The following is a 20306-nucleotide window of genomic DNA, read 5'->3' as shown; positions in this document are numbered from 1 at the left end:
AACCTGCGCAGCTGCGCGATTGAAGCGCGCCGCCGGGCCATTGGTGATCACAATTTGGCCCTGTCAGGGCAAATTCACAGTTTGGGCTTGGGACAAGCGCGGCGCTGTTGCTACGGTTGGGCCGGAAAGACGGAACTGCGCAAGGATGACACCTATGGATGTGGCGACAGCCCTCGTGATGGCGATGCAGACATGGGGGATTGTTGGCGCACTGGTCGCCGCCGTCTTCTTGACCATCGGGATCGACCGGATAGATGAGGATGTGCGGGGCGCCTACATCTTTCGGCCACTGCTGATCCCCGGTGTGCTGCTGATCTGGCCGCTTGTCCTGTGGCGCTGGTGGCAGATCGAGACGGAGCGCGCCGCCTGGGCCGACCGCTACCGCCCGGTGCGGGCGTCCTACGGGCTGGCCGTTGTACTGATGAGCCTCGGGATCATCGCCGTTGTCATAGCGGGTCTGAGCGTGCGCCAAAGCTGGCCCGCTGACATAGCCCCCGTGCAGTTGAGCGAGGGAGCGGGTCAATGAGTGTCAAATACATCCCCGTTCAGTGGAACCCGAACAAGTGGATCTATGATGCAGTGATGCTGGCCGGTGTCGCTCTGTTCCTTTGGGTGTTTCTATATGTCACGCCCGAGGTCCTGAGCCACGAGCGCGCCATCAACCCGCAGATCCACAATGCGCGGGCCTTTGGCGCCTGTGCCTTTGTCATGCTGACGGTGATCCTGTGCATCGGTCCGGCGGCGCGGCTGGACAAGCGGTTCCTCCCGCTCCTCTACAACCGCCGTCACTTCGGGGTAATGACCGCCTTTGTCGCGCTGACCCATGCGGGTTACATCCTGAACTGGTACTTCGCCTTTTCCAGCAGGGACAAGCTGGTGGGGCTGTTGTCGGCCAATACCAGCTTTGGGCAGGTAGCGGGCTTTCCCTTTGAAGTCTTTGGTATCTTTGCCCTGATCTGCCTGCTGATCCTTGCTGCCACGTCCCATGATTTCTGGCTAAAATTCCTGACGCCGCCGATCTGGAAGCGGCTGCACTACCTGATCTACGCCGCCTATTTCTCGGTCGCCGCGCACGTGTCTCTGGGCATTCTACAGGACCAGAAGAACCACGTGTTCACGGTGCTGTTCATGCTGGGTGCAGGCGCCGTGATCGTCCTGCACATCGCGGCGTGGCTGTCGGAGCGGCGCGAGACGGCGGCCAAGGACGGTGCCTGGGCCGAAGTGGCGAATGTAGGAGACTTCCGCGAAGGCTATGCCAAGATCGCGAAGCTCGCCAATGGCGAGCGGGTGGCCGTCTATCTGATGGAGGGCAAGCTGAGCGCCATCTCCAACGCCTGCGCGCACCAGAATGGCCCCTTGGGCGAGGGCAAGGTCATCGACTGCCTGGTCACCTGCCCCTGGCATGGCTTCCAGTACGACGTCCGATCCGGCCGATCCCCCGCGCCCTTTACCGAGAAGGTGCCGACCTACCGCGTGCGGATCAAGGGCGACATGGTCGAGGTCCATCCCGACGCCAACCCGCCCGGCACGTACGTTGAGCCTGTCCCCCTGCCCGAACCGGAACCAGAACCGGATACACCCGAAGAAGGAGCGACAGCATGAGCGAGAAGCCCTTCTTTGTCGGTTACCTGCCTGCCCCGGGACCGTTGCGCACGTTCCTGTTGACCGTCTGTATCCTCCTGATTGCAGGGCTCGGCGGCGCGGGCCTGCTCATGGGTGCTGCCCAGGACGACCCCGGCCCCGGTGCGTTCCGCTTCGACTATGGTCGCCAGACCGTGACCGGCGTGGTGGAGTTGACCCCCTACCCCGTCATCCACGTGACCGAAGGCAATGACCGCATCAAACCGGGCGACAGTTTCCTGATGACAGCGGGCGGCAAGTCCGGCGTGGACAGCCGAGCCGAACCGCTCGACGGGCAACTGGCGCAAGTCTCCGGCGTGGTGCTGGAACGCGGGGACCTCTACATGCTGCAACTCCGCGGCGGTCGAAACGGCTTGCAGGCCGCCGAAGGCGACGCACCCGTGATCACGCCCGAACCGCAGGGCCGCTGGAAACTCGCGGGCGAGATTTGCGATGGCAAGTGCCTCGCCGGTGCCATGCGGCCCGGTCGCGGCCTTGCGCACAAGGCCTGCGCCAATCTGTGCCTCTTGGGCGACGTGCCCCCCATCTTTGTCTCGACACAACCCGTACTGGGCGAAGAATTCCTGCTCGTCACCGGCCCGGACGGCACCCGCCTGCCACGCGAAGCCTATGACTACATCGCCCAGTTCATCACGGCCGAGGGCGAGATCACCAAGCGCGGCGACCTGCTGGTCTGGGAAATCGACGTGGACACGATCGAGGTGACGGAATGAAACGCGCTATTTGGTTGATCATAGCGACGCTGATCGCGGCCATCCTGTTCTATGTCTCCCGCTTCTGGGACTTCCGGCTCTGGCCCCGCGACGGGCTGTTCGGGATCGAAGCACTGCGGCCCCAAGGGGGCCTGGTCGCGCAATGGCTGCGTGGCACCGACCTTGCACCGTTCGAGCTGCTGGTCTGGGCGGTTGGTGCCTTCCTGATCCTGACCCTGTTGCAAAAGCTCTACGATCTGCTGACCCCACCGCCCGAGTGACCGCATCCGGGGCTTTTGCGGATACCACCCTGCACGTATAGTGGCGACAAAACAGCAAAAACGCAGAACCGGCAGGCACATGGCACGCAAGAGCACGAAGAAAACCACCACACAGACGTTCAATATTGCTCTTGTCGGCCAAGCGGGGCGACTGGGCTACGAGGCGGTGCTGTTTGTTGCCTCGCTGCGCGCCAAAAGCCCGGACTTCAATGGCCGCGTTCTGGTGGCCGAACCGCAGCCCGGCGCGCTGTGGTCCCGCGACCCGCGCATGTCTCAGGACGTGCATGCCGCCCTGCACGCCATGGGTGCGGAGATCGTGCCCTTCACCAACCAGCATTTTGGCGAGGCTTATCCCTACGGCAACAAGATCGAGATGCTGACAGCGCTGCCAAAGGATGAACCGTTCGTCTTCTTCGACAGCGATACGCTGGTCATGGGCGATCTGTCGATGGTGCCGTTCGACTTCACTTATCCCTCCGCCTCCCTCCGACGCGAAGGAACATGGCCGCAGATCGAGCTCTATGGCCCGGGCTATGCCGAGATCTGGAAATCACTCTACGACCGCTTCGGTCTGGATTTCGAAACCAGCCTCGATCTCTCCGAACCGGACGAATACTGGAAGCGCTACCTCTACTTCAACGCAGGCTTCTTCTTTGCACCCTGCCCGCATGCCTTCGGGGAACGGTTTCTCGAATACGCATTGTCGATACGCGACGACGCGCCCGGACCGCTGGTCTGCCAATCCCTTGACCCCTGGCTCGACCAGGTGGCGCTGCCGCTTGTCATTCACAGTTTTGGCGGCGGGCGCGACAGTGCCGTACACGACCATCTCGACGGCGATGTCACCTGCCACTATCGGATGTTCCCGCTGCTCTATGCCCGCGAAAGCCAGGCGGTCATCGACACGCTGGAAGAGGTCACCGCCCCAAACAAGATCAAGAAGGTGCTGAAAGGGTACGACCCGATCAAACGCATGGTGTTTCAGGGCCGCGGCGCCAAGGTGCGCGCACTCTTCGACCAGAACGACATGCCGCGCCGCGAGCAGGCGATCCGCAACCGGATCAAGTCGAACGGCTTCTGGATGCGTTGATGCTGTGACGCAGCGTTACGGCCGGAGATGGCCAAATCGAGACGTCAAGTGTCGGTTTTACCCTTACGCAGCGGCAATCGGTTGACTATCTGCACCGGCAATACCCAGCCAACACAACAATCGGATGACTGCGATGACCCAGTCCATGACACGTTTTCTGACGATGCTTTCGCGCGCCTTTTGCAATGACAACCTGGACCTGATGGCGCGGCATTTCACCTATCCTCTGCCCATGTATACCAAGGGCGAGTTGCTGGTCTTTGGAAATGCCGACACGCTGCTCGAGGCAATGACACTCTACCGCGAGGCGGCACGCGCCGCCGACATACAGCTCATCACGCCGCGCGTCGTGGCGTCCGGGCTTCCGCGCAAGGGCTATTCGAACGTCTGGGTCGAATGGGACCATTTCAACAGCGCGGGCACTCTGATCTGTTCCAGCCAGGTGCGCTATGCGGTGTTTCAGGACAAAATGGCGCTGATGCCCCGGATCGAAATGGTGGACTATACGGCGCTTGGTTTCCCGGAAGTGGCAGACGCGCTGCCGCTTATGCAGATGGCTTGATCGGTTCGGTCCGTCTCCAACCCTTGCCCACTTTGGTCCCATTGCCTAACAACGCGGGCAATGACATGGACTTTGCGCTACGCGCAGGAAGCGGGAGAAAGACATGACCGACGGCCCCAAATACGGCTTTGACACCCTTCAAATTCACGCAGGCGCCCGGCCGGACCCGGCCACGGGCGCCCGGCAGACGCCGATCTACCAATCGACCGCCTTTGTCTTCCGCGACGCGGAACACGCCGCCGCCCTCTTCAACCTGCAAGAGGTCGGCTACATCTACTCCCGCCTGACCAACCCGACCGTTGCCGTGCTACAAGAGCGCGTCGCCACGCTCGAAGGTGGCGTCGGTGCCGTCTGCTGCTCCTCCGGTCATGCGGCGCAAATCATGGCGCTCTTCCCGCTGATGGCGCCGGGCCTGAACGTGGTGGTTTCCACCCGCCTCTATGGCGGCACGGTCACGCAGTTCAGCCAAACCATCAAACGTTTCGGATGGGAGGCGACCTTTGTCGATTTCGACGATCTCGATGCGGTCAAGGCTGCCATCAACGACAAGACACGCGCCATATTCTGCGAGGCCATCGCGAACCCCGGCGGCTACATCACGGATCTCGACGCGATCTCGGCCATCGCCGATGCCGCCGAGATCCCGATGATCGTCGACAACACCAGCGCCACCCCCTACCTCTGCCGCCCCATCGAACACGGCGCCACACTGGTTGTGCACTCCACCACCAAGTACCTCACCGGCAATGGCACGGTCACCGGCGGTGTGGTTGTGGACTCGGGCACGTTCGACTGGTCCGCGAACGACAAGTTCCCGTCGCTCAGCCAGCCCGAACCGGCCTATCACGGCCTCAAGTTCCACGAGACCTTCGGCCCGCTTGCCTTCACCTTCCATGGCATCGCCATCGGCCTGCGCGACCTCGGCATGACCATGAACCCGCAAGCCGCGCATTACACGCTGATGGGCACCGAAACCCTGTCGCTGCGCATGGACCGGCACGTGGAAAACGCGCTCAAGATTGCCGAATGGCTCGAGAAGGACGACCGCGTCGACTATGTCACCTATGCAGGGCTCAAATCCTCGCCCTACTATGACCGCGTGGCCAAGATCTGCCCCCGCGGCGCGGGCGGCCTCTTCACCTTTGCGGTCAAGGGCGGCTACGACGCCTGCGTCAAGCTGGTCAACGCGCTGGAAATCTTCAGCCATGTCGCGAACCTCGGCGACGCCCGTTCGCTGATCATCCACTCGGCCTCGACCACGCACCGCCAACTCACGGCCGAACAGCAGCGCGCCGCGGGCGCCGCACCCGAAGTGGTCCGCGTCTCCATCGGGATCGAAGACGCCGACGACCTGATTGCAGACCTGGATCAGGCGCTGTCCAAAGCGGTCAGCTGAGAAAAGGATGGCGCAGGCCTATCAACCTGCGCCCCTTCTCTGTTTCAAAAAATCCCGGGGGAGTCGCGCCAGCGACGGGGGCAGAGCCCCCCACCCAAAAAATGGCGTCGCGCGTCAGCGCGGCATGTGGATCAAGGTTCCAGCGCGAACTGCATCGACACTTGCGCCGTGACAAGCAACTCTCCGGCAGCAATCGGCACGTCTGCCGATCGGGCGGCGGCAGCAAACATCTCGGGGCGCGGCCCTTCCACACCCTCGCTCAAGCTCAGAACCGCACCCAGGGTCAGATCAGCCGCGGCACTCAGTTCGGTCGCCTTCTGCATGGCGTCGCGCACCGCGGCCGCCCGCGCCTCGGCCTCGGCTGCACTCGGGTCCTGCAACTCGAAACTCAGACCATTGAACGTGTTTGCACCTACGGCCAGCACCTCGTCCAGTATGTCGCCCAATCCACCCAGATCACGCACACGGACCCGTACGGAATTGCGCGCTTCGAACCCGGTGATGGTGCGTTCGTTTGCGTCGTAGCTGCTCCACACCGGCCCCACACTCAATTGTGCGGTCTGAATGTCGCGGGTCGCCACGCCACGATCCGTCAAGGCCGCGATCAGGGCGGTGGCGTCCTCGCTGACCTTCGCCATTGCGTCCCCCGCTGTTTCGTCGATATGCACGACCCCAAGCGAGATCACCGCCATGTCAGGTGCAATGGCAACCTGTCCTTCGCCCATCACGGACAACACGCGGTCCTGCGACTGCGCCGCCACCAAGGGTGCCAACATCATCCATACAAATGCAGTTGCAATAGACAGTTTCATAGTATCCTCACGTCCCTAGAGATGTCTGGTAAGTGTGCCTTCAACAGCACCCCCACAAGCCGATCACACGGCTTTTTCTTTGCATGGGCAAAGACCTGCTTTATCCTTTGACCATCCGCGCAGGGTGTTTCATTCAGCGCGTCCAATTGGTATGGCCGAGATATGAAGCCTGAATTTGCGTTATCCTTGTCCTTTGACGGGATCCGACTGCTGCACCGCGCCGCAGGAGGGTGGCGTGAAGTGGGCATGGTCGATGTCGACAGCCCGACACTCGGCGAAGATCTCAAGGCGTTGCGCAGGAAAGCGGGCAAGGTCAAAATCAAGCGCGTGCGCTCTAAGCTGCTCATCCCTGACGCGCAGATCAAATACCTGACCATAGACACCGGCGAAGTTGACGACGACGCGCGACGGGCGGCGGCGCTCGAGGCGCTGGACGGGGCAACGCCCTATCCTGTCGACGCCCTGGCGTTCGACATATCGGCCGAGGGGCCGAAGACACATGTCGCCGCTGTCGCCCGCGAAACACTCGCCGAGGCCGAAGCCTTTGCCGTGGAACACAATTTCCGACCCGTGAGCTTTGTCGCCGCCCCCGAGGACGCAGGATTTCTGGGCGAGCCCTTCTTCGGTCAGACGGTGCATGCAGACAAATACCTGCGCAATGGCGGACGGGTAAAGCCGGACGGCATCCGCGTCGTTGTGATCTCGCATCCCGACCCCTCCGACGGCCCAGAGGAGGCAACAGAGAACACCGATGCGCCCGCCACGTTCGAAGAGACGGACGATGTCGAGGCGCACCCAGCGGCTCCGGCAGACGCAGCGCCACAAACGGATGCTGAAGATGCAGGCGTTCAATCCACGGATGAACAACCCGAAGCATCTGGCGACAACACGGCGCCGGAAACGGTCGATGCTGCCAAAGCGACTGCGGCCAAAGGCGCACCAGAGGACACCGAAGCGACACCTGAAACGGTTCAAACGCCGGGTGACAGCGATGAACCAACGGAGCCAGCACCGGACGCATCCGTTCAGACTGACAAGAATCTCAATGCGCAGGCCAAGCCGGAAAGCGGCGACGCGGCCACGGGCGACGATGCAAATCCGGATGCCGTCCAAACGGACGACGCCGAAGACAAGACAGCGGCTTCCGAGGAAGCGGCTGAAAACGACAAGGACACAGAGAAGGACAAGGGACCTTCTGGTCTGATAGGTTTTGCAACGCGCCGCACCGCCTCGGGTGTGGACGGCGCATCTGCGACACCTCTGGGCGGTGTAACCCGCGACCCTCCGAAAAGTCGGCCCGCCACTGCCCGGCTGACCGTTTCCGAAGACACAAAAGACACCGCACCGCCGCCACCCGCACTCAGCCCGCAGCAGATCGCCGCGAAGAGCCTGCGCACCGCACCTCCCATAGATGAGGTTCCGGCAGAACAGACGGCCGGGTCGAAGAAAGCGTCGGCCCGCAAGGGCGGTTTCCTGTCGCGCCGCAAACCAAAGCGCGTTCCACCCGCTCCACCAGCCGCAGTCGCCGACCGGGCAGCGCGCACGACGGCCACTCCGGCAAGCGGGCCGTCCGATGCCGAAGCACAACGCATGACCGTCTTCGGTGCGCGCGCCGAAGCAGAGGTGGGCGGCAAACCACGTTTCCTGGGCCTGATCCTCACCGCGATCCTGCTGGTGTTCCTTGCCGGCGTCGCGGCATGGGCATCCGTCTTTCTTGACGATGGTCTCGCCAAATTCTTCCCCAAACGGGAACGTACCCTTGCTTCGACCCTGCCGGCCGATGCCACGCAAGCACTGGCTGAAGATGTCGGCGCTACGGTCGATCTGGAGCCCACCGAACAAAGCGATGACGCCCTGATCATCGCATCCTTGAACGAAGATATCGGCGATGAACTGACGCCGGAGGATGCTGCCGTGCTCGACGCGCTGCGCAACCCGCAACCTGATCCCTCCGAACAGCCAGAGTTGGATCAGGCCGCGCTTGAGGCCCGCTATGCCGTCACCGGCATCTGGCCCCAGGCACCTCAGGTCCCGCAGGAACCCAGCGGGTTGATCCAGCTTGAGGATCTCTATGTCACCGGTATCGACCCCGTCAGCCCGGCCCTTGATGCGATCGCACTGCCTGGCACGGACTCGTATCTGACGGACGTGGCGCTGCCCGAGGTTGCCTCGCCCCCGGAGGCCGGCACGCGCTTTGCCTTTGACAGCAACGGGCGCATCGTACCGACCGAGGAAGGGGCGCTGAGCCCCGACGGCTTCACCGTGTTCCTCGGCCGCCCACCACTTTTGCCGCCCGAGACCCGGCGCGCCGCGGAAGAGGAACCGGTCACACCCGAAGTGGCACAACCCGACACACGGCAACTGGCGGCACAGCGCCCACGCCCCCGGCCTTCGGATCTGGTAGAGCAGAACGAACGCGCCACTCTGGGCGGGCTTTCGCGCTCGGAATTGGCAGAACTGCGCCCCCGCCTTCGCCCGACAGCCCCGCAAGAGGTTGCTGCCCCGCCAGAAACGGATGCAGCCGCAGTGGCCGCAGCCGTTGCTGAAGCGGCTGAACCTATCAGCCCGCTGGCAGCCGCGCAGTCCTACCGCCCACAGACGAGACCTCGCAATTTCGACCGCACCGTCGCACGTGCGTCGCGCGCTGCGGCCGCTGCTGCGCCACAACGCGTCGCCGCGGTTGCGCCGCGCGCTGTCACAGTCACCCCTTCGATTCCTTCAGCCACCTCCGTGGCGCGTGAAGCCACGGTGCGCAACGCGATCAACCTCAGCCGCGTGAACCTGATCGGGGTCTACGGCACGCCGTCGAACCGGCGCGCTTTGGTACGGCTGAGAAACGGGCGCTATCAGAAAGTGGCCGTCGGAGACCGCTTCGATGGTGGGCGCGTGTCCGCGATCGGAGACAGCGAACTCCGGTATCAAAAGGGCAATCGCAACGTCGTCCTCAAGATGCCGAACTAAACGGAAACCGACGCGGTTTTCCTTGGTTTTCTGACGCGGAAAGCACAGCGGTCCCGGAATTCGCGCCAAATTCCAGATGGTTTTCGCGCCGAAAACCGGTCACTCGGCGGCCAGTTCCCCATTGTTGATCTGCTCCTGCTCGATGCTCTCGAACAGCGCCTTGAAGTTACCCTCGCCAAAGCCGTCATCGCCCTTGCGCTGGATGAACTCAAAGAAGATCGGCCCGATCACGGTCTTGGAGAAAATCTGAAGTAGGATCTTGGTCTCGCCCCCATCCACGACCCCTTCGCCGTCGATCAGGATGCCATGGCGCTTCATCCGGTCGATGGGCTCCTCATGCCCTGCAACCCGGTCCTTCGACAGATCATAGTAAGCATCCGGCGGCCCCGGCATGAACTTCAGGCCATTTCCAGCAATCGCATCCGTGCTGTCATAGATATCGTCCGACCCCACCGCGATATGCTGAATGCCCTCGCCATTGTACTTCTTGAGATAGGCCACGATCTGCCCCGTCTCACCGCGATCTTCATTGATCGGAATGCGGATGCGCCCACAGGGCGACGTCAGCGCACGTGAAAACAGCCCCGTAAACTTCCCCTCAATGTCAAAGAACCGGATTTCCTTGAAATTGAACAGGTCTCCGTAAAACCGGAACCACGTGTCCATGTTCCCCTTGTGCACGTTGTGGGTCAGGTGATCGAGATAGAAGAACCCCACCCCCCGCGGCTTCGACTGCGCCAGCCACTCGTATTCGTCATTGTAAGGCGACGTGTCGTAATACTGGTCCACGAAGTAGATCAGGCTGCCCCCGATCCCGTAGATCGCAGGCACGTCCAGCACCTTGCCATCTCCCTCATAAGGCTTCGCGCCCAACTGCACCGCCCGCTCAAATGCGTGCTGCACGTCGACAACCCGCCAGCCCATGGACGGGGCACAGGGGCCATGCTCCTCCACAAATCGCGCGCCAAAGCTGCCGGGTTCTGCATTCAGGACATAGGTGATGTCCCCCTGCTGCCACAGCTCGATCTCCTTGGCCTTGTGCTTGGCCACCTTCGCATACCCCATCCGGGTAAAAAGCTGGCGCAGCTCGTCCGGCTCGGGATGGGCAAATTCGACAAATTCAAACCCGTCCGTGCCTGCCGGGTTGTCGGCGGTGATGACAGATTTCGGGGCATTGTGCGGAAACGGACCCATGGGCAGACCTCCAGACCTGGTTTGGCTCCACTATGGCGGCGCACACATGCGGTAACTGCGCGTTATGCATCACAAACCTTTCCATTCACGCGCAGAACCCGCACTATTGGGCGGAAACATCTGAAAACGCCGCATATGCTTGATTCCATCGACACCCGCCTCCTCGCCGCCCTGCAAAAGAACGCGCACCTGACCGCGCAAGAGCTCAGCGACATGCTGCACCTGTCACCCAGCCAGGTCGGACGGCGGCGACAGCGGCTGGAGGCCGAGGGCTATATCGAAGGCTACGTTGCCCGGCTCGACGCGAAACGGCTCGGTCTCAGCGTGCAGGGCTTTGTGCAGGTCCACCTCGCCGTGCACGGACCGGAACACGCCAGCAGCTTTGCAAGGCTGATTGACACGCGGCCCGAAGTGACCAGCGCCTGGACGATGACTGGCGATGCCGACTACTTGCTGCGCGTCTATTGCGCCGACCTCGCTGCACTCAATGTCCTGATCCACGAGGTGCTGCTGCCTCACCCGTCCGTGGCGCGCGTCCACAGCCAGATCGTGATGGACCAGCTGAAACGGGACGGCCCCCTGCCGACCTGAAGCACCGGCGCCCTCGGGTCAGGCAGAAATCGACCACCGGCGCGCGCAAACCGCGATTTTCGGCAGAGTTTCCGCCCACCGCCTTGTATTTCCGGGGCACCACGGCATCTTGATGCCCATACAAACACGACGGGACAGGGCAACCGCATGGAAGGCTTTCTTTACCAGGCATCGATCTACCTTGCGGCCGCGGTCATCGCCGTGCCGATCGCCGCGCGGCTCGGCCTGGGCTCGGTCCTTGGCTACCTCGCAGCCGGAATCGCCATCGGTCCAGTGCTGGGCCTCGTCGGGGCAGAGACAGAAGACCTGCAGCATTTCGCGGAATTCGGCGTGGTAATGATGCTGTTCCTGATCGGTCTCGAACTCGAACCCAGGGCGCTCTGGGACATGCGCCACAAGCTGCTCGGTCTCGGGGGGCTGCAGATCGTGTTGTCGGCCATCGCCATCATGGGCGTGGCCATGGCCTACAACCAACCATGGGGCATTGCCCTCGCCATCGGGCTGACGCTGTCCCTGTCATCGACCGCGATCGTGCTGCAAACCCTCTCGGAAAAGGGGCTTATGCAAACAAGTGGCGGGCGCTCCGTCTTCTCGGTTCTGCTGACGCAGGACATCGCCGTCATCCCGTTCCTCGCCTTCCTGCCGCTGCTGGCCGCCACGGTACCGGTGCAAATCAACGCAGACGGGTCCATCTACCGCGCCAATGGCGACGATCACGGCGGCGATCATGGCCACGGCGCCGCGATGAGCCTTGTCGAAGGCTTGCCCGCTTGGGGCGTGACCCTCGTCACTATCGCCGCCGTCGCCGCGGTGATCCTTGCAGGCGTGTTCCTGACCCGCCCCGTCTTCCGCTTCATCCATGCCGCCCACCTGCGCGAGATGTACACCGCGCTCGCCCTCCTGATCGTCGTGTCGATCAGCTTCCTGATGATGCTGGTGGGCCTCTCGCCTGCCCTCGGCGCCTTCCTCGCGGGCGTCGTACTCGCCAGCTCCGAATTCCGGCACGAGCTCGAATCCGACCTTGAACCGTTCAAAGGGCTGCTTCTCGGCCTCTTCTTCATCACCGTCGGCGCGGGCATCAACTTCACCCTCCTGTTCGAGGATTGGCCCGCGCTGATCTCGATGGCCATCCTCGTGATCGCGATCAAGGGCGCGCTGCTCTACTGCCTCGCCGTCGCGTTCAAGATCCGGGGACGCGACCGCTGGCTCTTTACCCTCGGCCTTGCTCAGGCAGGCGAGTTCGGCTTCGTCCTCGTCGCCTTCTCCGTCGGTCAGGGCGTGATCCCGCAGGCCATTGCGGAAACGCTCCTTCTGGTCATCGCACTGACCATGCTCATCACACCTCTGCTCTTCATCCTCTATGAACTGCAGTCGCGCCGCATGGGTGAGGCAGGGACCGATGTCGAAGCGGACGAGATTGACGAAGACGGCCCCGTCATCATCGCGGGCATCGGCCGCTTCGGCCAGATCGTGAACCGGCTGCTGCAAGGCTCAGGCTTCAACACCGTCGTGCTCGATCACGACATGGAAACCATCGCCCTCATGCGTCGCTTCGGGTTCAAGGGGTTTCTGGGTGATCCCAGCCGCCCCGACATCCTGCACGCTGCCGGGTTGCACACCGCGCGCATTCTGGTCGTGGCGCTCGATGACAAGGATGCGGCCACCCGCCTTGTCGCCTACGCGCGCAAGACCCGGCCTGACATCCACATCATCGCGCGCGCCTATGATCGGGTGCATGTGTACCGGCTCTATCAGGCCGGTGCCGACGACATCGTGCGCGAGATGTTTGACAGCTCGCTGCGCGCCGGGCGCTACGCGCTCGAAAAACTGGGCCTCACGGACTACGAAGCAGCCGAAGCGGAACGGGTGTTTTACGCGCACGACCGCGACGCAGTCCGGCAACTGGCCGAGGTTTGGGACCCCAATGTACCCGCGTCAAAGAATGACGCATACGTAGAACGGGCCAAGAGCCTTGAGAAATCGCTGGAAGCAGCGCTGTCGGAACGTCAGGACGAACCCAAGCGGGCGTAACCTTGCATCTCAGGGTCGGCGGCTGGGCGAATTGGCAACGCCAAGAGAGCACCCGACGACGCTACCCGTCGGACACGCCCGCTTCGGCAAAGGTTGCCATGCCCGAATGGCACGCAATCGCACCCTTAAGCACGCCAATCGCCAGCGCCGCCCCCGATCCTTCACCAAGACGCAGGCCCAGCGACAAAAGCGGCTCCTTGCCCAGAGCTTCCAGCATCCGACCATGCGCGGCTTCAGCACTCTGATGTCCCGCCACGACATGATCCAGCGCGCCCGCTTGCGTCTTTTCCAGACACGCCGCAGCCGCGGTACAGATGAAGCCATCCATGATCACCGGGATGCGCAAGGACCGCGCCCGCGCGATGGCACCCACCATCCCGGCCAGCTCACGCCCACCCATACGCATCAGTATGTCGAGCCCATCCGTCGCCGCCCCATGCGCGGCCAGCGCGTCGGCCACGACCTGCGTCTTCAGCGCCAGCGCATCGCCCTCAACACCCGTCCCACGGCCCGTCCAGTCGCCAGCATCGCCGCCAAAAAGGCGCGTCGCAATGGCCGCAGCCGAAGTCGTATTGCCAATCCCCATCTCCCCCACGACCAGCAGATCCGCGTTTTCATCCACAGCGTCCCAACCCGCGCGCAACGCAGCCACAACCTCGACTTCCGTCATCGCGGGGCCTTCGGTGAAGTCTGCGGTGGGTCTATCCAGATCCAGCGGCACCACGTCCATCCGCGCGCCAAAAGCCTTAGCGAGCTGGTTGATGGCCGCGCCACCATGCTCGAAATTCGCGACCATCTGCACCGTCACCTCGGGTGGAAAGGCCGACACGCCCCGCGCCGCAACGCCGTGATTGCCCGCAAAGACAATAACCTGCGGCGCTTCAATTGACGGCCGCGGATTGCCGCGCCAGCCCGCATACCACTGCGCCAGATCCTCAAGCCGCCCCAGAGCGCCCGGCGGTTTGGTCAGCTGCCCGTTGCGGTCCGCCGCACCCGCCGCCGCGTCCCCGTCGGGACCGGGCATGTCGGCCAAAAGCGCGCGCAGCGCGTCCAAACTGTCGAAGCTCATGGAATGTCGTCCTTGCCTGTTGGTGCAACGCTCTTTACCCAAACGGGACGCACCCGCAAGTCAGGACCGGACATGGCGCAGAATGATTCCGACATGAGCCCTCTCAAACGGCTCTGGGACATCCCCGCAGCGCTGGTGCTGCTGACACGTTTGCCCCTGCCCCCCCTGCCCGATCACGCCTTCGCCCATGGCGCACGGGCGGTCTGGGCCTATCCCCTTGTGGGGCTCGTTCTGGGGCTGATCGTATCACTGCTGAGCGTCGTTCTGACGTGGCTCGGTTTGCCGGACATTCTGGCTGCAGGCCTGCTGCTCGGAGCGCTTCTGATGCTGACGGGGGCCATGCACGAAGACGGTCTGGCCGACACGGCCGACGGGCTTTGGGGCGGGCATGAGCGTGAGCGACGGCTGGAAATCATGAAAGACAGCAGCATTGGGGCCTATGGGGTGCTGGCGCTGATCATGGTGATGGGGTTGCGCTGGCTGGGGCTGGCCGAGGTGGACTGGACTGCGATCATCGCGGCACTGATGCTGAGCCGCGCCGCGATGCCGCCCTTGATGCTGGCCTTGCCCCATGCGCGCAGCGTTGGGCTGTCGCATTCGGTTGGGGCTGCGTCGATGGGCGCGGTGATCGTGGCTGTTCTGATCGGCGTGATCGGAGCCGCATTTTTGGCCGGGGCGGCTGGGCTCTTCGCTGCGCTCATCGCGGGCGCTGTGGCAATGGTCGTGGGCGTGATTGCACGGACCAAGATTGGCGGGCAGACGGGCGATATTCTGGGGGCCACATGCGTGATGAGCGAGGTGGCGGTGCTGATGACATTGGTTGCCATCGCATAAAAAAGAAACGTGTCCCCACGGGGACACGTTTGATTTCAAGAACTTGCGATTTTCGTTAACCGAATTTTAAGCAGCAATCCGGCTGCTGAGCACCTCGTCCACCTCTTTGGCGGCGGCGATCTCGTCGCCACCTGACACGGCGGCCACTTCGCGGGTCAGACGCTCAAGCGCCGCTTCATAAAGCTGACGCTCCGAGTAGCTTTGCTCACGCTGGTCGTCGGTGCGGTGCAGGTCGCGGACCACTTCGGCGATGGCGATCAGATCGCCCGAGTTGATCTTTTGCTCGTATTCCTGGGCCCGACGGGACCACATGGCGCGCTTGACCTTGGCCTTGCCCTTGAGGGTCTTCATGGCCTGGCTGATCACGTCTGGGCTCGACAACGCACGCATCCCGATCTCGGTCGCCTTGTTGGTGGGCACACGCAGGGTCATCTTGTCCTTTTCGAAGGTGATGACGAACAGTTCCAGCTCGATGCCGGCCACTTCCTGCTTTTCCACAGAGGTGATCTGGCCCACGCCGTGGGCGGGATAGACCACATATTCATTGGGGCGGAAGTCGAGTTTCTTAGATTTTGTCATTCCTGATCCTCATAACGACGCAGGGCGCAAGCCTTTTGACAGTCAAAACCGCATCAGGCGGGGCAGCAGTTGCCACGTCTTGGTGCGGTTCGGGTCAAGTTTTAAAACAGACCGGTCAGCGTGGTGACAGGTCCGGGCAGCATCCATCTGTCTGTTGTCACAAAACTATAGCATAAAAATCGTGGATTCGAAAGTTGACGCAAAGGAAACTTTCGGAAACCCCTGATTTTCCAAGCCAAATCGTCTCGATTTTCGCTGGGGCAAAAGTGCCAAAAGCGATTCGAAGCCTTAGCCGCCCTCGCCCGGCTTTTCCGAGAACAACTCCATCTTGCCCTCTTTGCCGTCCATCTCGTCGGCGGTGGGCAGCGGGTCCTTCTTGGTGATGATGACCGGCCACATCTCGGAATACTTCCGATTGAACTCGACCCATTTCTCCATATCCGGCTCCGTATCGGGGCGGATCGCGTCTGCGGGGCATTCGGGCTCGCAGACGCCGCAGTCGATGCACTCATCAGGATGGATCACCAACATGTTCTCCCCCTCGTAGAAGCAATCGACCGGACATACCTCGACGCAGTCGGTGTATTTGCAGGCGATGCAGGAGTCGTTGACGATATAGGTCATAAGGGGTGTCTCATCTGGTCGGGCATAGCTTAGCTAAAGGAGTGCAGCACATCATTCAAGATGGCGTGACTTGGAAAGATCAGCTTGCCGTCTGTCTTTCTTGGTTGGGCGCCCTTTTCCTTCAAACCGGGGGTTCTCGGGAACGGGTGTTTCCTTTGGCGGCGGCGGAGGGGACATATCGGTGTAAAGCGCCTGCGCTTCAGGAGCCGGTCCTCGTCTGGTTCCGATGGCTTTGACCTCAATCACCCGCACCACACGACCTTGTGAAAAGGTCAATACATCGCCGGGGCTGATGGTCGTCGCGCGCTTGGTGACCCGCTCGCCATTGACGCGGACGTCACCGGCGGCCACGCGGGTGGCGGCCAGCGACCGCGTCTTGAAGAAGCGCGCAAACCACAGCCACTTGTCGAGCCGCAGTTTGCCCGCCTCGTCCGACACTTACTTGTCGTCCTTCAACCCCATGAGGGCGGCTACGAAGGGGTTGTCGGGGTCGATCGCCTTTTCCTTCTTCGGCGGTCGGGCCGAGAAGTTCTGCGGCTTGTTGCCCCCGTCGCGACGCGGGCCCTTGCCCTTGGGTTTGCCTTTGGGACCACCCTTTCCGCCCTGGTTCGGACGACGGTTGCCGCCCTGGTTCTGGCGACGGTTGCCGCCTGGGTTGCGGCCCCAGGTGAATGAGTAGAACACTTCGGTTTCGGGGCCTGCAACGGCTTCTTCCGGGGCGGTGCCGGGGTCGATTTCGGTCTCGGGATTGGTCGGGATCTCTGCCGCAACCTCTGGCGTCTCCGCCGCTTCCTCGATGATCGGGGCCTGACCGGCATCTGCGATGGCTTCGGTGCCTTCGGGCACATCCGCCGGTGCGGGTGTGTCGGTCGCGGCTGCTGCCGTTTCCGCCTCTGCCGCGTCCATCACGGGCTGGTCCGTGGCGTCCGGGGTCGCGTCGGTCGCTACGACCGCGTCAACAGGCTTGACCTTTTCCCGCTCGCCTTTCTCGGCGCGGTAGCCCAGCCCCTCCATCAACGTGGCGAACTGTTCCAGCGTCATGCCGGTGATCGACAGCATGTCGGCCTTCGCCTCGAACCCGCCGCGCGAATCCTCGGCCCGCAGCATGTCGGCGAGCCGCTCCAGCATGTCGATGCGGATCGCCCGCTCGCCCGCGTTGCGGTAGCCCGACATGGTGTCGGTGCCGCGCGGCCCGCCTGTCATGGCGGGAACCGTCACGAGGCCGGGGGGTGGGGATTCGGGGAATTCCGACAGCCCTTGGGCCAGCGACCACAGCACAAGACGCAGGCGCGTGGGCGCGGGTTTCAGGAGCAGCGGCATGAAGATGGTGAACTGGCCAAAGCGGATGCCGTGTTTACGGAGCAACCCGCGTGCGTCCTGATCAAGTGCCTTCACGTCATCGGCGACCGTTGCACGGGGCAGCACGCCCATGGCTTCGACCATCTGGAAGGCGAACCCTTTGGCGAGGCCAGTGAGCGCTTCGTCCTTCTGCATCGCGATCAGCGGCTCGAACAGGGCCGCGACCTTGCGGTCGATGAAGTGTTGCAGGCGGCGCTGGACCTTTTGCGCAACCTCGGGGCCTGCGACGTCATCGACGAACACCTCGACTTGCGGCTTCAGCGCCTCCGGCCCGGCCACCAGCTTGCCCACCGCAGAGCTGCCCCACATCAGGCCGCCCTGTTCGGTGAAATCCAGTTCGGTGTCCGGCGCGTTGTAGAACCGGTCGGCCCGCAGGTGGAAATGCGGCGCCAGCGCCTGCAGCGCGGCGGTCTTGATCGTCTTGGCCTCGGCCGCGCCCGCCCCCTTGTCCTGGGAAAACCGGAACCCGTCCAACTTGCCGACGAACTCGCCCTCGACAGTCACTTCACCTGCGTCGTTTACTTCGGCCACCATGGCCTCCTTCTGGCCTAGCCGGCGCAAGAGCACGCTCGTGCGCCGGTCTACAAATCTTTGCGTCAGTTTCGCGTGGAGCGCGTCTGACAAGCGGTCTTCTACATGGCGGGTTTCGTCCCGCCAATGACTTTCATCATCTACCCACCCTTTGCGTTGAGCGACATAGGTCCATGTGCGGATAAACACCAATCGCTTGGAAATGGCGTCGATGTCGCCGTCCGCGCGGTCGATGCGCTTGATCTGCCGCGCCATCCAGTCGTTGGGGATTGAGCCCCGTTCGTGCAGGTAGCGGAAGATAACATCGAGGAGCGCGGAATGTTCCTGATGCGAGATGCCGCGGAAGTCGGGGACGCGGCAGACGTCCCAGAGCAGTTTGACCGACCGTGCGTCGGTGCAGCGGGCGGTGATTTCGGCGGACTGCGAGAGGGATTTGAGCGCTTGCAGGTCGTCGGCTTCGCGGGCTTTGGCCAGCACCTCGTGGTTTGAGGGCGTTTCGAGGCTGCGGATCAGGGCGTCAATGGTGCCGAATTGCAGGGCGTGGTTGCGCCATTGCAGTTTTTGCAGAGGCGTGAACCGGTGGTCCATGATGGCCTGCGCGACGCCATCATCCAGCGGGGGCGCGTCGCCGGTGACGCCAAAGGTGCCGTCCTTTTGCCCCCTGCCCGCGCGGCCTGCGATCTGGGCCAATTCGTTGGGGGCAAGAGCGCGCATCCGCCGCCCGTCGAACTTGGTCAGCGCGGAAAAGGCAACGTGGTCGATATCGAGGTTGAGCCCCATGCCGATGGCGTCGGTGGCGACAAGGAAGTCGACCTCGCCATTCTGGTACATGTCCACCTGTGCGTTGCGGGTGCGGGGGGACAGGGCACCCATGACCACAGCCGCACCGCCCTTTTGGCGGCGGATCAGCTCGGCGATGGCATAGACGTTGTCGACCGAGAAGCCGACGATGGCCGAGCGCGGGCGCATGCGGCTGATTTTCTTCTGGCCGGAATAGACAAGCTGCGACATCCGTTCGCGCCGCATGAATTGAGCCTGCGGCACAAGAGCGGCAATGGGACCGCGCATCGTGTCAGAGCCGAGAAACAGCGTTTCGTGCAGCCCGCGGGCGCGCAACAGCCGGTCGGTAAAGACATGGCCGCGTTCAGGATCGGCGCAGAGCTGGATTTCATCGACGGCGAGGAAGTCGCAGCCCATGCCCTCGGGCATCGCCTCGACCGTGCAGACCCAGTATTGCGTGCGGGGCGGGACGATCCGCTCTTCGCCTGTGACCAGAGCCACGACAGACGGACCGCGCAGCGCAACAATGCGGTCATAGACCTCGCGCGCGAGCAGCCGCAGCGGCAGTCCCATCACACCCGTGCGATGGCCCAGCATCCGTTCGATGGCATAGGTGGTTTTGCCTGTGTTGGTGGGGCCGAGAACGGCCACCACCCGCGCGTCGCCCGACATGGGCAGTCCCCCGGTGACTTATAGCGTGCGGCCGATGCCTTCGGCCTTGAGCCGCTCGAGCGCCTTCGTGGCGTTTTCATGGTGCGGATGCAAGTCGAGAACCCGGCTAAACGCCTGTTCGGCCCGCATGTTGTCGCCAAATTCCTGGAACATGACGCCCAGCCCGAACATGGCGTTGTAGTTGTCGGGGTTCAGCGTCAGCGCCTTTTCAAGATCGCTGATGGCCGGGCCGTACAGGTCCTTCATGTAAAAGGCCGTCGCGCGGGCGTGCCAGCCTTCGGCAAAATCCGGCGCATGGTCGATCAGCGCGGTCAGATGTTCGATGGCAATATCGGGCTTTTGCTCTTCCAGAGCATCGCGGCCCCTGCGCAAAAGCATGTCGAGCGCGGTCGAACCCGATTGCGCCCACTCCCGCTCGATCTCGCGGGTGAGGCGCGTCGCCTCGGCCGGTTCGGCGCTCTGCAACGCCTCCAGCATCTCGTCAACCGTTGATTGTGCAACGGCGGGTAAGGAATTCCCTACTGTAACTAGAAGTGCCGTGACGACAGGGTAGAGTTTGCGTGTGCGTGTGCCCATAACAGGGAATGTAACAGGCCGGCCCGCAAAA

General features: G+C 62.9%; 19 protein-coding genes. 11 read left to right on the top strand and 8 right to left on the bottom strand.

The window, feature by feature from the left end:
* The first annotated feature begins 154 nt into the window (after positions 1-154).
* From KUV51_RS03665 to KUV51_RS03635, 7 genes are all read left to right on the top strand, one after another.
* Positions 155-526 carry a hypothetical protein gene (locus tag KUV51_RS03665; RefSeq protein ID WP_222520245.1) on the top strand — a complete coding sequence of 124 codons (372 nt, stop codon included), beginning with the start codon at positions 155-157 and terminating at the stop codon, positions 524-526.
* Positions 523-1602 carry a Rieske 2Fe-2S domain-containing protein gene (locus KUV51_RS03660; RefSeq protein ID WP_222520244.1) on the top strand — a complete coding sequence of 360 codons (1080 nt, stop codon included), beginning with the start codon at positions 523-525 and terminating at the stop codon, positions 1600-1602. Before KUV51_RS03665 ends, KUV51_RS03660 begins: the two co-directional genes overlap by 4 nt.
* Positions 1599-2354, top strand: coding sequence for a hypothetical protein (locus KUV51_RS03655; RefSeq protein ID WP_261385630.1), 756 nt, complete (start codon positions 1599-1601; stop codon positions 2352-2354). The genes KUV51_RS03660 and KUV51_RS03655 overlap by 4 nt, the downstream gene beginning before the upstream one ends.
* Positions 2351-2614, top strand: a complete 264-nt coding sequence (locus KUV51_RS03650; RefSeq protein ID WP_222520243.1) for a hypothetical protein — start codon at positions 2351-2353, stop codon at positions 2612-2614. The genes KUV51_RS03655 and KUV51_RS03650 overlap by 4 nt, the downstream gene beginning before the upstream one ends.
* Before the next feature lie 79 nt (positions 2615-2693).
* Complete coding sequence (locus KUV51_RS03645) at positions 2694-3704, top strand: hypothetical protein (protein ID WP_222520242.1); 1011 nt, start codon at positions 2694-2696, stop codon at positions 3702-3704.
* A 145-nt stretch (positions 3705-3849) separates the two neighbouring features.
* The gene (locus KUV51_RS03640) at positions 3850-4266 is read left to right on the top strand and encodes a hypothetical protein (protein ID WP_222520241.1); all 417 of its coding nucleotides are present in this window, start codon (positions 3850-3852) and stop codon (positions 4264-4266) included.
* A gap of 103 nt (positions 4267-4369) precedes the next feature.
* The gene (locus KUV51_RS03635) at positions 4370-5662 is read left to right on the top strand and encodes an O-acetylhomoserine aminocarboxypropyltransferase/cysteine synthase family protein (protein WP_222520240.1); all 1293 of its coding nucleotides are present in this window, start codon (positions 4370-4372) and stop codon (positions 5660-5662) included.
* 131 nt (positions 5663-5793) lie between these two features.
* On the opposite strand, the gene KUV51_RS03630 is transcribed toward KUV51_RS03635, so the two are convergent.
* Positions 5794-6474, bottom strand: coding sequence for an SIMPL domain-containing protein (locus KUV51_RS03630; RefSeq protein WP_222520239.1), 681 nt, complete (start codon positions 6472-6474; stop codon positions 5794-5796).
* A 162-nt stretch (positions 6475-6636) separates the two neighbouring features.
* On the opposite strand from KUV51_RS03630, the gene KUV51_RS03625 reads away from it, so the two are divergent.
* A complete protein-coding gene (locus KUV51_RS03625; protein ID WP_222520238.1) occupies positions 6637-9435 on the top strand; it encodes an MSCRAMM family adhesin SdrC in 2799 nt (932 codons plus the stop codon).
* 99 nt (positions 9436-9534) lie between these two features.
* Here KUV51_RS03625 and hppD read toward each other — a convergent pair whose 3' ends face one another.
* Positions 9535-10629: a 4-hydroxyphenylpyruvate dioxygenase gene (hppD, locus tag KUV51_RS03620; protein WP_222520237.1), complete on the bottom strand. Its 1095-nt coding sequence runs from the start codon at positions 10627-10629 to the stop codon at positions 9535-9537.
* Positions 10630-10764: 135 nt separating this feature from the next.
* Here hppD and KUV51_RS03615 point away from each other — a divergent pair, with 135 nt between their 5' ends.
* Positions 10765-11220 (top strand): Lrp/AsnC family transcriptional regulator, encoded by a 456-nt coding sequence (locus KUV51_RS03615; protein WP_222520236.1) that lies wholly within the window; start codon positions 10765-10767, stop codon positions 11218-11220.
* A 147-nt stretch (positions 11221-11367) separates the two neighbouring features.
* Positions 11368-13251, top strand: coding sequence for a monovalent cation:proton antiporter-2 (CPA2) family protein (locus KUV51_RS03610; protein WP_222520235.1), 1884 nt, complete (start codon positions 11368-11370; stop codon positions 13249-13251).
* A gap of 61 nt (positions 13252-13312) precedes the next feature.
* Here KUV51_RS03610 and cobT read toward each other — a convergent pair whose 3' ends face one another.
* A complete protein-coding gene (gene cobT / locus KUV51_RS03605; protein ID WP_222520234.1) occupies positions 13313-14320 on the bottom strand; it encodes a nicotinate-nucleotide--dimethylbenzimidazole phosphoribosyltransferase in 1008 nt (335 codons plus the stop codon).
* 72 nt (positions 14321-14392) lie between these two features.
* On the opposite strand from cobT, the gene cobS reads away from it, so the two are divergent.
* Positions 14393-15154: an adenosylcobinamide-GDP ribazoletransferase gene (gene cobS, locus KUV51_RS03600; protein ID WP_222520233.1), complete on the top strand. Its 762-nt coding sequence runs from the start codon at positions 14393-14395 to the stop codon at positions 15152-15154.
* Between the two features lie 66 nt (positions 15155-15220).
* Here cobS and KUV51_RS03595 read toward each other — a convergent pair whose 3' ends face one another.
* The 5 genes from KUV51_RS03595 to KUV51_RS03575 all read right to left on the bottom strand — a co-directional run bounded on the left by KUV51_RS03595 (position 15221) and on the right by KUV51_RS03575 (position 20275).
* Positions 15221-15733 (bottom strand): CarD family transcriptional regulator, encoded by a 513-nt coding sequence (locus tag KUV51_RS03595; RefSeq protein WP_039686086.1) that lies wholly within the window; start codon positions 15731-15733, stop codon positions 15221-15223.
* Positions 15734-16021: 288 nt separating this feature from the next.
* Positions 16022-16357, bottom strand: coding sequence for a ferredoxin FdxA (gene fdxA, locus KUV51_RS03590; RefSeq protein WP_222520232.1), 336 nt, complete (start codon positions 16355-16357; stop codon positions 16022-16024).
* Positions 16358-16408: 51 nt separating this feature from the next.
* Positions 16409-16795, bottom strand: coding sequence for an RNA-binding S4 domain-containing protein (locus tag KUV51_RS03585; protein ID WP_222520231.1), 387 nt, complete (start codon positions 16793-16795; stop codon positions 16409-16411).
* Positions 16796-19699: a helicase-related protein gene (locus KUV51_RS03580; RefSeq protein WP_222520230.1), complete on the bottom strand. Its 2904-nt coding sequence runs from the start codon at positions 19697-19699 to the stop codon at positions 16796-16798.
* 18 nt (positions 19700-19717) lie between these two features.
* Positions 19718-20275: a tetratricopeptide repeat protein gene (locus KUV51_RS03575; protein ID WP_222520229.1), complete on the bottom strand. Its 558-nt coding sequence runs from the start codon at positions 20273-20275 to the stop codon at positions 19718-19720.
* Between the last annotated feature and the right edge of the window lie 31 nt (positions 20276-20306).

The organism is Tateyamaria omphalii (genome assembly GCF_019802125.1).
Lineage (GTDB): Bacteria > Pseudomonadota > Alphaproteobacteria > Rhodobacterales > Rhodobacteraceae > Tateyamaria > Tateyamaria omphalii_B.
Note: the sequence above shows the minus strand (reverse complement) of the source record. Positions and strands in the feature narration are given on the sequence as shown.

Excerpts from the sequence above, each read along its gene's own strand:
- KUV51_RS03665 (WP_222520245.1), top strand. The coding sequence starts at position 155 with ATGGATGTGGCGACAGCCCTCGTGATGGCGATGCAGACATGGGGGATT.
- KUV51_RS03660 (WP_222520244.1), top strand. The coding sequence starts at position 523 with ATGAGTGTCAAATACATCCCCGTTCAGTGGAACCCGAACAAGTGGATC.
- KUV51_RS03655 (WP_261385630.1), top strand. The coding sequence starts at position 1,599 with ATGAGCGAGAAGCCCTTCTTTGTCGGTTACCTGCCTGCCCCGGGACCG.
- KUV51_RS03650 (WP_222520243.1), top strand. The coding sequence starts at position 2,351 with ATGAAACGCGCTATTTGGTTGATCATAGCGACGCTGATCGCGGCCATC.
- KUV51_RS03645 (WP_222520242.1), top strand. The coding sequence starts at position 2,694 with ATGGCACGCAAGAGCACGAAGAAAACCACCACACAGACGTTCAATATT.
- KUV51_RS03640 (WP_222520241.1), top strand. The coding sequence starts at position 3,850 with ATGACACGTTTTCTGACGATGCTTTCGCGCGCCTTTTGCAATGACAAC.
- KUV51_RS03635 (WP_222520240.1), top strand. The coding sequence starts at position 4,370 with ATGACCGACGGCCCCAAATACGGCTTTGACACCCTTCAAATTCACGCA.
- KUV51_RS03630 (WP_222520239.1), bottom strand. The coding sequence starts at position 6,474 with ATGAAACTGTCTATTGCAACTGCATTTGTATGGATGATGTTGGCACCC.
- KUV51_RS03625 (WP_222520238.1), top strand. The coding sequence starts at position 6,637 with ATGAAGCCTGAATTTGCGTTATCCTTGTCCTTTGACGGGATCCGACTG.
- hppD (WP_222520237.1), bottom strand. The coding sequence starts at position 10,629 with ATGGGTCCGTTTCCGCACAATGCCCCGAAATCTGTCATCACCGCCGAC.
- KUV51_RS03615 (WP_222520236.1), top strand. The coding sequence starts at position 10,765 with ATGCTTGATTCCATCGACACCCGCCTCCTCGCCGCCCTGCAAAAGAAC.
- KUV51_RS03610 (WP_222520235.1), top strand. The coding sequence starts at position 11,368 with ATGGAAGGCTTTCTTTACCAGGCATCGATCTACCTTGCGGCCGCGGTC.
- cobT (WP_222520234.1), bottom strand. The coding sequence starts at position 14,320 with ATGAGCTTCGACAGTTTGGACGCGCTGCGCGCGCTTTTGGCCGACATG.
- cobS (WP_222520233.1), top strand. The coding sequence starts at position 14,393 with ATGGCGCAGAATGATTCCGACATGAGCCCTCTCAAACGGCTCTGGGAC.
- KUV51_RS03595 (WP_039686086.1), bottom strand. The coding sequence starts at position 15,733 with ATGACAAAATCTAAGAAACTCGACTTCCGCCCCAATGAATATGTGGTC.
- fdxA (WP_222520232.1), bottom strand. The coding sequence starts at position 16,357 with ATGACCTATATCGTCAACGACTCCTGCATCGCCTGCAAATACACCGAC.
- KUV51_RS03580 (WP_222520230.1), bottom strand. The coding sequence starts at position 19,699 with ATGTCGGGCGACGCGCGGGTGGTGGCCGTTCTCGGCCCCACCAACACA.
- KUV51_RS03575 (WP_222520229.1), bottom strand. The coding sequence starts at position 20,275 with ATGGGCACACGCACACGCAAACTCTACCCTGTCGTCACGGCACTTCTA.